12 protein-coding genes are annotated in these 8,687 nt (G+C 57.2%); 2 read left to right on the plus strand and 10 right to left on the minus strand.

Features of this window, described 5'->3' with window-relative positions; all coding sequences use genetic code 11:
• From era to rpoE, 10 genes are all read right to left on the minus strand, one after another.
• A partial coding sequence (gene era, locus EGI20_RS14955; RefSeq protein ID WP_498632425.1) for a GTPase Era occupies positions 1-353 on the minus strand: 353 nt, incomplete at its 3' end.
• Positions 350-1,057, minus strand: coding sequence for a ribonuclease III (gene rnc, locus EGI20_RS14960; RefSeq protein ID WP_160796025.1), 708 nt, complete (start codon positions 1,055-1,057; stop codon positions 350-352). The genes rnc and era, both read right to left, overlap by 4 nt.
• Positions 1,058-1,060: 3 nt before the next feature.
• The gene (locus EGI20_RS14965) at positions 1,061-1,435 is read right to left on the minus strand and encodes a DUF4845 domain-containing protein (protein ID WP_498632427.1); all 375 of its coding nucleotides are present in this window, start codon (positions 1,433-1,435) and stop codon (positions 1,061-1,063) included.
• A 149-nt stretch (positions 1,436-1,584) separates the two neighbouring features.
• The gene (lepB, locus tag EGI20_RS14970) at positions 1,585-2,565 is read right to left on the minus strand and encodes a signal peptidase I (protein WP_498629991.1); all 981 of its coding nucleotides are present in this window, start codon (positions 2,563-2,565) and stop codon (positions 1,585-1,587) included.
• Positions 2,566-4,359 carry a translation elongation factor 4 gene (gene lepA / locus EGI20_RS14975; RefSeq protein ID WP_124734374.1) on the minus strand — a complete coding sequence of 598 codons (1,794 nt, stop codon included), beginning with the start codon at positions 4,357-4,359 and terminating at the stop codon, positions 2,566-2,568.
• A gap of 71 nt (positions 4,360-4,430) precedes the next feature.
• A complete protein-coding gene (locus EGI20_RS14980) occupies positions 4,431-4,682 on the minus strand; it encodes a glutaredoxin family protein (protein ID WP_124734375.1) in 252 nt (83 codons plus the stop codon).
• A 2-nt stretch (positions 4,683-4,684) separates the two neighbouring features.
• Positions 4,685-5,170 carry a SoxR reducing system RseC family protein gene (locus tag EGI20_RS14985; RefSeq protein WP_498629994.1) on the minus strand — a complete coding sequence of 162 codons (486 nt, stop codon included), beginning with the start codon at positions 5,168-5,170 and terminating at the stop codon, positions 4,685-4,687.
• Positions 5,167-6,123: a MucB/RseB C-terminal domain-containing protein gene (locus tag EGI20_RS14990; RefSeq protein WP_498629996.1), complete on the minus strand. Its 957-nt coding sequence runs from the start codon at positions 6,121-6,123 to the stop codon at positions 5,167-5,169. The genes EGI20_RS14985 and EGI20_RS14990 overlap by 4 nt, the downstream gene beginning before the upstream one ends.
• Positions 6,123-6,605, minus strand: a complete 483-nt coding sequence (locus EGI20_RS14995) for an RseA family anti-sigma factor (RefSeq protein WP_498629998.1) — start codon at positions 6,603-6,605, stop codon at positions 6,123-6,125. Before EGI20_RS14995 ends, EGI20_RS14990 begins: the two co-directional genes overlap by 1 nt.
• Positions 6,606-6,607: 2 nt before the next feature.
• Positions 6,608-7,207, minus strand: a complete 600-nt coding sequence (gene rpoE, locus EGI20_RS15000) for an RNA polymerase sigma factor RpoE (RefSeq protein ID WP_124734379.1) — start codon at positions 7,205-7,207, stop codon at positions 6,608-6,610.
• A gap of 321 nt (positions 7,208-7,528) precedes the next feature.
• Between rpoE and prpB the strand changes: the two genes are divergently transcribed.
• Complete coding sequence (gene prpB, locus EGI20_RS15005) at positions 7,529-8,407, plus strand: methylisocitrate lyase (protein WP_498630000.1); 879 nt, start codon at positions 7,529-7,531, stop codon at positions 8,405-8,407.
• A gap of 36 nt (positions 8,408-8,443) precedes the next feature.
• Positions 8,444-8,687 (plus strand): citrate/2-methylcitrate synthase (locus EGI20_RS15010; RefSeq protein WP_498632429.1); only part of this gene is annotated, 244 nt, incomplete at its 3' end.

The following is an 8,687-nucleotide window of genomic DNA, read 5'->3' on the forward strand; positions in this document are numbered from 1 at the left end:
ACCGGGATTTTCTTCGGCAACAGCGCCATTACTTCGCGGTCAGCCGGGGTAAAGCGCTTGGCTTCCAAGACGAACATCACGCAATCGACATTGCCCAACGTGTCCTTGACGCTCTTGTTCAAGGTCTCGTTCAGTGCGCCGCCGTGAAAAGTCTGGAAGCCCGGTGTATCGACAAACACGAACTGGCTGTGATCGGTGGTATGGATGCCGGTCACGCGATGGCGCGTGGTCTGCGCCTTTTTGGAGGTGATGCTGATCTTCTGGCCTATCAGGTGGTTCATCAGCGTCGATTTGCCCACATTGGGACGGCCGACGATGGCCACAAAGCCGCAGCGATAAGAGGTTTCGGTCATTTCTTGCCCAGTTTGAATTGTGCTTCCAGTTGCAGCAGCGCCTGTTCGGCGGCCTGCTGTTCGGCCGCGCGCCGGCTATTGCCTTCGCCGCTGGTATCGATGCCCAGATCACCCAGCTCGCACGCGACTTTGAAGTGCTGCTCGTGCGCCTCACCCAACTGGCTCAGGATGCGGTAGCGCGGCAGCGGATATTTGCGCGCCTGCAGTGCTTCTTGCAGGCGTGTCTTGGCATCTTTGGCATGGCGGGTCGGGTCAATCGCTTCGACCCGCTCGCGGTACAAATGGCGCACCACGGTTTCGGCTGCGGCAAAATCCGCGTCAAAACTCACGGCGGCAAAGGTCGCCTCCAGCGCATCCGCCAGAATGGACGGCCGGTTAAAACCGCCGCTCTTAAGCTCGCCCTCGCCCAGATACAGCTCGTCCCCCAGCTTGAGCAGCTGGGCCAGTTCGGACAGGGTCTGCTGATTCACCAGATTGGCGCGCAGACGCGATAGCTCGCCCTCGGTCAATTGCGGAAAGCGGTCATACAGCATGCGGGCGACGGTATAGTTGAGAATACTGTCGCCGACAAACTCCAGTCGCTCGTTGTTGGGCGTGCCGTAGCTACGGTGCGTCAAAGCCTGACGCAGCCACTCGGGACGGGTAAAACGGTAGCCTAATGCCTCGCTGAGGCGGCGAAATCGGATATCTTTATGTTGAGTCACGGCTTAGGGTTGCATGCCGGCTTTTTGGCCAGCGTGAATGTTGAAATCGAAAAGCAGGCTCACATTGGAGACCATCGGTACTTCACGGCGCCAGGCAACGGTAATGGCCGGCTGCTGGCCGACCGGCGCGTAGATGCGCAAGTCTTGCGGCTTGATCGAGCTGATATCGTTTACCCCGGCACGGCGGGCAAATTCCTGACGCAAGCCCCACTCGCCCTCGGGCGCCGGATTCTTGGCCATATCATTCAAGGCATTCTTGATCTCGAAATACTCGGAATAAACCGGTACCACACGGAAAAACCCCAGTATCAATGCACCAGCCAGCAGTATCGTCATCAAAAGCGACACCACAGATAAACCGTATTCCCGAGAACGCATACGCTCTGCTCCTGTTTTTAGCTGATAGTTATCATGGCGACGAAAGCCGCATTCTAAACCTGCTGGCACGCGCGGCCAAATGTGGCGAATGAAAAAGCCCGGCCCCGCAGCGGTACAGGCGGGACCCGGGCAGTCAAAAGGCGAAACCGTTACTCTATTTTCATTCCGATGCGCGAAAAATCACCGAAATTCATCCAGATCAGGAAAGCTTTGCCCACTAGCAGATCATCGGCAACAAAGCCCCAGTAGCGGCCATCCAGACTGTTGTCGCGATTGTCGCCCAGCATGAAGTAGTGGCCCTGTGGCACTTTGCACACAAAACCGTCTTCAGCATACTGGCAATTATCGCGATACGGGAAGTCGCGCACCTGTGCCGGATCATAGACTGGCGCCTGAGGACTCTTCAGCACCTTATAGGTCTTGGCCTCAGGTGTGGATGGCAGGGTTTCAATGTACTGGTCGTTCCGTATCATCGCCAGACCCTGCTCCAGATAGTCATAAGTACCATCCGCCACATCCGGCACGGCCTTGCCGTTGATAGTCAGACTCTTGTTGCGGTACTCGACCGTGTCCCCCGGCAGCCCGATCACACGCTTGATGTAATCGACGCGCGGGTTAGGCGGGAAATTGAACACCGCCACATCACCACGCGCAACTTCATGCACCGGCACTATCACCTTGTTCAGCACCGGCACCCGTATGCCGTAGGTGAATTTATTGACCAGAATGAAGTCGCCAACAATCAGCCCCGGCCGCATGGAACTGCTGGGAATCTGGAACGGTTCGGCAATAAACGAGCGCAGCAGGAATACCACCAGAATGATGGGGAAAAAGCCCTTGGCGTTGTCGACCATATGGCCGGGCTCTTCGCCCGGCGCTCGGCGGCGTGCCAGATAGAACTTATCCAGCGCCCAGCCAAAGCCGGTCACCAGCACAATCACCAGCATCACGGCTGAAAAGCTCATCCAGCTCGACAGCACGCCGAAGCAGCCGACCAGCAAGGCGATATAGCCCCACTGCACGGCAGCCGGCCACTCTTTGGCGCCCGCCTCTTTCTTGCCGGCCGACGCGATCAGCGCAATGCCGACTACCGCTACAACGACAAACACCCAGAACAGATTCCCGCTCACTTATTTGTCCCCTACTTGCAAGATGGCGAGGAAGGCTTCCTGCGGAATTTCCACATTACCCACCTGCTTCATGCGGCGCTTACCGGCTTTCTGCTTTTCCAGCAGCTTTTTCTTACGGGTAATATCGCCGCCATAGCACTTGGCCAGCACGTTCTTACGCAAGGCCTTGATGGTTTCGCGCGCGATAATGTGCGCACCGATGGCCGCTTGCACCGCGATATCGAACATCTGGCGCGGAATCAGTTCGCGCATCTTGGCGGCAACGGCACGGCCGCGGAACTGGGCGCTCTGACGGTGCACGATCAGGGACAGCGCATCCACCTTCTCGCTATTGACCAGAATATCCAGCTTGACGAGGTCGGATGCCTGATATTCCTTGAAGTCGTAGTCAAGCGATGCGTAGCCGCGGCTGGTGGACTTGAGCTTGTCGAAGAAGTCCATCACCACTTCATTCATCGGCATATCGTAAGTCAGCATCACCTGGCGGCCCAGATACTGCATATTGCGCTGCACGCCACGCTTGCCGTTACACAAGGTCATCACCGCACCGACATACTCCTGCGGCAGCAGGATATGGGCGGTAATGATGGGTTCGCGGATTTCTTCCACCTTGGCAGGATCCGGCAGCTTGGACGGGTTTTCCACATGGATCACCTCGCCGTCCTTCATCAGTAGCTCGTACACCACGGTAGGTGCCGTGGTGATCAGGTCCATATCGAACTCGCGCTCGAGACGTTCCTGCACAATTTCCAGATGCAGCAGCCCCAGGAAACCGCAACGGAAGCCGAAGCCCAGCGCCTGCGACACTTCCGGCTCGTACTTGAGCGAAGCATCGTTCAGTTGCAGCTTTTCCAGCGCATCGCGCAGATTATCGTAGTCGTGGCTTTCCACCGGATACAGACCGGCAAACACCTGCGACTGGACTTCCTTAAAGCCCGGCAATGCTTCGGCCGCCGGCGTTTTCATCAAGGTAATGGTATCGCCCACTTTGGCCGACTTGATGTCCTTGATACCGGCAATGATAAAGCCCACCTCGCCGGCCCTAAGCTCGCTGCGCTGCAAGGCTTTAGGCGTGAATACGCCGACCTGCTCGCACAGATGCTCGGCACCGGTGGCCATGAACTTGATCTTGTCCTTGGGCTTGATCACGCCGTCCTTGACACGCACCAGCATCACCACGCCGACGTAGTTATCAAACCACGAATCGATAATCAGCGCCTTGAGCGGGGCATCCACATCGCCGACCGGCGGCGGAATCTTGGCAATCAGGGTTTCGAGGATATCCTCGATACCGATACCGGATTTAGCCGAAGCGCGCACCGCATCGATGGCCTCGATACCGATGATGTCTTCGATTTCCTGACAGACGCGCTCTGGCTCGGCAGCCGGCAAATCGATCTTGTTCAGCACCGGCACCACCTCGACCCCCAGGTCGATGGCGGTATAACAGTTGGCAACGGTCTGGGCTTCTACACCTTGCGAAGCGTCCACGACCAGCAGCGCGCCTTCGCAGGCGGACAGCGAACGCGACACTTCATAGCTGAAGTCGACGTGTCCCGGTGTGTCGATCAGGTTGAGGTTGTAGACCTCGCCATCCCGCGCCTTGTAATGCAAGGCTGCAGTCTGCGCCTTGATGGTAATGCCACGCTCTTTCTCAATATCCATTGAGTCGAGCACCTGGGCGCTCATTTCGCGTAGATCCAAGCCACCGCAGAACTGGATAAAACGGTCAGCCAGCGTGGATTTGCCGTGGTCGATATGGGCAATGATAGAAAAATTGCGTATGTGTTTCATCAGGCTCGCAGACAACAAAAAGACGAGGGCACGTAGTGCGCCCTCGTACAGGTATCAATTAGTGCGCGATTCTAGCGGATTTCGCCGGCATGTGCAGCCAAACGTTCCGCCAGAGCGGCTTCATCCAAGTGCCAGTGGCAGATCTCGCCCTTTGCATCCAGCAACACGGGCACCAGTTCGTTGTACTTTTCTTCCAGCACCGGGTCGGCATCCACGTCGACAATATCCAGCTCAAAGCCGTAGCGCGCCTGCCAGGGCAATAGTGCATCACGCATGGCATGGCACAGGCTGCAATAATCGCGGAACATCAGCGTCAGCGTCATTTTTACTCCAAGGGCCGGTTTTTTGAACGGCAAGTACGAGCCGGCGCGGCCACAATGGCGTCAGGGTCCAGCTTACTGGCAATATGAGGCTGAAAACGCCCATCCTCCGACAGGCGTTGCGCCCGGCGGCGCACCAGCAGCAAGCTCAGCAGCAAGCAACCCAAACCGGCAAGCGCCGACGCCATCTCGCCAAACAGTGCGCCCAGCAGCGCGCCGGCGAACAAGGCTAACAGCGGCAAGACATACATCAGCAACACACTTTGTCTCAGGCTTTTTTCCGGCACGGCCACCATCACCTGGTCCCCGGCCCCTACACCCAGGCTATCCAGCACCCGGAACACCGGATCACGCCCGCTAAACAGGCGCGCGATACTCAAGGAACGACAACCGCCCTCAGCATCACACTGACCGCATGGCGAATGCGGCTTGGGCTCGACCCAGGCCGCACCGGGCTCGACGCGCAATACGCGTGCTTCGGTTTCAATCATGATTTTTTAACAAGCCGCAGATGACGGGCAATGGCCTGCAAGCCGGCATCAGGCAGATCCCCCACCAAGGTCAAACGGTACTCGCCCTCATTGTCTGTAGCTACCGAAATAGGCCCATGCGTCAGATGAGGCGCCGGTTTGGCATCCTTGGCATACTCGACAAACAGAGAAAACACGGCCAGACCATCGCTATACACCCGGTGCTGAACCGGTGGTGCACCATCATTACCCGGCATTTTACGCATGACAGAACGCAGCAGCCGAAAACCCGGCGGAATGCCTTTGATCTCTAGCGACTCCACTCCCTCTTCAGCCTTCACGGCAGAAGCAGAGGATGCTGCGCTTAAGGGATAAACCGGCTGCACACTCACCTTGGCGCGCGGTGCGCGATCATCCAGATCAATAAAGCTGAACAACTCGACCACATCCTGCTGTGCATCCAGCGTGACCCACTTCAGCGGCAGCTGACTGGCCTTATCCAGACAAACGCGCTGTGTATAGCGCTGCCCGGCTTCCAGCGATTTCAACTGCCACCATTGGCATTCGCGCGACGCTACCCTATCCGAGCCCAAGCGGCTTAGGGCATAGCCATCAGCCAGCATGGCCACATTATCCGGCAGAATGGCCGGAAACAGCTTGGCACTGCTTATTTTTGCTGCCAGCAGCGAATGCTCGTCCGGAGCGGACGTAATCAGCACGTCGCCATGACGGATAATCTCGCGCGGCAAGCCATCCAGCGAAACACGGCGCTCCCTGACTTTCCCCTTGCTGACTGAACGCTGGATACGGAAGGTCTCGGATGCAGAACCTATCTGGTGCAGGTAACTGCCGGACAATGTTTGCTGGCGTGCAACCTGCGCAGCCTTGCCAAGCAAGGCCCAGTCATCATCAGGACCGGCCTGTACCAGAGGTGCCAGCAACATGCCGAAAAAAACACAAAACCTGAACTGCATCAATGTGCTGCCTTGTCACGCGCTGGCACATAGGCAACCCGCCGCTGCGAGCCGTCTATTGTCCCCGCCATTTCCTGATGCGCCAGCAGATAAGGTGCATCTACCGCTGTAGCCGGGCTGAACACCTGGGCTTCGCTTGCTTTGGCCACCACCATTTCCGACTCATCCTGCTGCCAGCCCATCCAGCCGACAACGGCCGCGCAAGCAACCGATGCGGCCAATGCATAATGGCGCAGCTTTCGGGAAGGCAAAGGCCAGCGTCTGGCCGGCGCCAAAACAGTAGGCTCATCACGCAGGCGCTCACTGACTTCGCGCCGCACATCCAGCGCAAGACCCCCGCCCCCGCGCATGGCATCCCCGATCAGCTGATAGGTATCCCAGCTATCCTTCAATGCCTTATCCGCCTGTAAATCCGTGATGGCCGCGTGTGCCGCTGCATCATCCAGCGCATCGTCCATCAAAGCAGAGATATTTTCTTTCATCACTACCACCTCTTGTCTTTTGCCGTATCCAGCAAGGGGCGCAACTGCGTTGCAATCGCTTCACGCGCACGGAAAATACGCGACCTGACCGTACCAATCGGACAATCCATCACTTGGGCGATTTCCTCGTAGCTGAGACCATCCATTTCACGCAGGGTAATTGCCGTACGCAACTCCTCAGGCAACGCATTCACCGCCTGGTTAACCGTCTCCACGATCTGGCGGTTCATCATGTCCGCTTCGGGCGTATGGTAATCCGGCATCTGATCGCCCAGATCAGCGACCTCGCCATCTTCATCCTCGACCCCGGCCTTGAACACAGGTCTTCGACCATTGGCACTGAGAAAGTTCTTGGCCGTATTGATTCCGATACGATATAGCCAAGTGTAAAAAGCGCTCTCACCCCGAAATGACGGCAATGCCCGGTAGGCCTTGATAAAGGCCTCCTGTGTCACATCCTCAATGTCCGCGCTGTCCTTGATAAAGCGCGACAACAAGCGCCCCAGGCGTCTTTGATACTTGGAAACCAACAAATCAAAGGCGCGCTTCTCCCCACGCTGGACGCGTTCCACCAATTGCTGATCGAGTTCCCGATCACTCATTCTTGTTTACAGCTCCTGATTTTTTCTATGCTTGCTGTCCAGATTTTTATAGTCATCTCTTATGACTCCTCTGCTCCGGATAAGTTCGACCGTAATAAGCCGTCACCTTAACAGAGCACATTGCAAAGCAAAACCGACAAGCACCAGCTTCTGACCATTGCACGTACTTCCAAACGTGCGTTTACCAGACAAAAACACAACAAGCGGCAAAAAAACAGCTGGGTGCAAGAAAAATAATGCCCTCGCCATTTACGAACTTACCAAGCACTTGCTAGAATTTGGAATAATCACTCAGCCAACACATCATCAAGGAGCCGCCAGATGCATACCCCGGGTCAACGTTTCCGTCTTGCCGTCGAGCAGGAAAAGCCGCTGCAGGTTGTCGGCGCGGTCAATGCCTATTTTGCCCGTCTTGCCGAGCACTCCGGCTTCAAAGCCATTTATCTGTCCGGCGGCGGTGTCGCCGCCTGCTCCTGCGGCATTCCCGATCTTGGCATCACCACCCTGGAAGACGTACTGATCGATGTACGCCGCATTACCGACGTCACCGAACTGCCACTCTTGGTCGACATCGATACCGGCTGGGGCGGCGCATTCAATATCGCCCGTGCCGTGCGCAACCTGGAAAAAGCCGGTACCGCCGCCGTGCATATTGAAGACCAGGTCCAGCAAAAACGCTGCGGCCATCGCCCTAACAAGGCCATCGTCAGCAAGGAAGAGATGGTTGACCGCGTGAAGGCCGCCGTCGATGCCCGCCGTCAGGATATGGTGATCATGGCGCGCACCGACGCACTGGCAGTCGAAGGCCTGGAATCGGCCATCGAGCGCGCCATCGCCTGCGTCGAGGCCGGCGCCGACATGATCTTCCCCGAAGCGATCACCGATCTTGCCATGTACAAGCAGTTTGCCGAAGCGGTGAAAGTGCCGGTACTGGCCAACATCACCGAGTTCGGCTCCACCCCGCTCTATACCACCGAACAACTGGGCAATAACGGCGTCTCACTGGTGCTCTATCCGTTGTCGACCTTCCGCGCCGCCTCCAAAGCCGCGCTGAATGTCTACGAGGCACTGCGCCGCGACGGCACCCAGGCCAATGTGGTCGACACCATGCAGACCCGTATGGACCTGTACGATCACCTCGGCTACCACGACTACGAACAAAAACTGGACGCCCTGTTTCAACAGGAAAAAAACAAATAATCCGCGTCCGCCCCGCTATCTGCAAAGGAGAATCACATGACTGAAGTCGTCATCGGCAAGCCGAAAAAATCCGTCGCCCTGTCCGGCGTAGCCGCCGGCAATACCGCACTGTGCACCGTTGGCCGTACCGGCAATGATTTGAGCTATCGCGGCTACGACATTCTCGACATCGCCGACCGTTGCGAATTCGAAGAAGTCGCCTACCTGCTGGTTCATGGCAAGCTGCCCAATGTGGCTGAACTTGCCGGCTACAAGGCCAAACTCAAGGCGCTGCGCGGCC

This window comes from Aquitalea sp. S1-19, from assembly GCF_024343515.1.

Excerpts from the sequence above, each read along its gene's own strand:
- EGI20_RS14980 (WP_124734375.1), bottom strand. The coding sequence starts at position 4,682 with ATGACGCTGACGCTGATGTTCCGCGATTATTGCAGCCTGTGCCATGCC.
- rpoE (WP_124734379.1), bottom strand. The coding sequence starts at position 7,207 with ATGAGTGATCGGGAACTCGATCAGCAATTGGTGGAACGCGTCCAGCGT.
- EGI20_RS14995 (WP_498629998.1), bottom strand. The coding sequence starts at position 6,605 with ATGAAAGAAAATATCTCTGCTTTGATGGACGATGCGCTGGATGATGCA.
- EGI20_RS14965 (WP_498632427.1), bottom strand. The coding sequence starts at position 1,435 with ATGCGTTCTCGGGAATACGGTTTATCTGTGGTGTCGCTTTTGATGACG.
- EGI20_RS14985 (WP_498629994.1), bottom strand. The coding sequence starts at position 5,170 with ATGATTGAAACCGAAGCACGCGTATTGCGCGTCGAGCCCGGTGCGGCC.
- EGI20_RS14990 (WP_498629996.1), bottom strand. The coding sequence starts at position 6,123 with ATGCAGTTCAGGTTTTGTGTTTTTTTCGGCATGTTGCTGGCACCTCTG.
- prpB (WP_498630000.1), top strand. The coding sequence starts at position 7,529 with ATGCATACCCCGGGTCAACGTTTCCGTCTTGCCGTCGAGCAGGAAAAG.
- lepA (WP_124734374.1), bottom strand. The coding sequence starts at position 4,359 with ATGAAACACATACGCAATTTTTCTATCATTGCCCATATCGACCACGGC.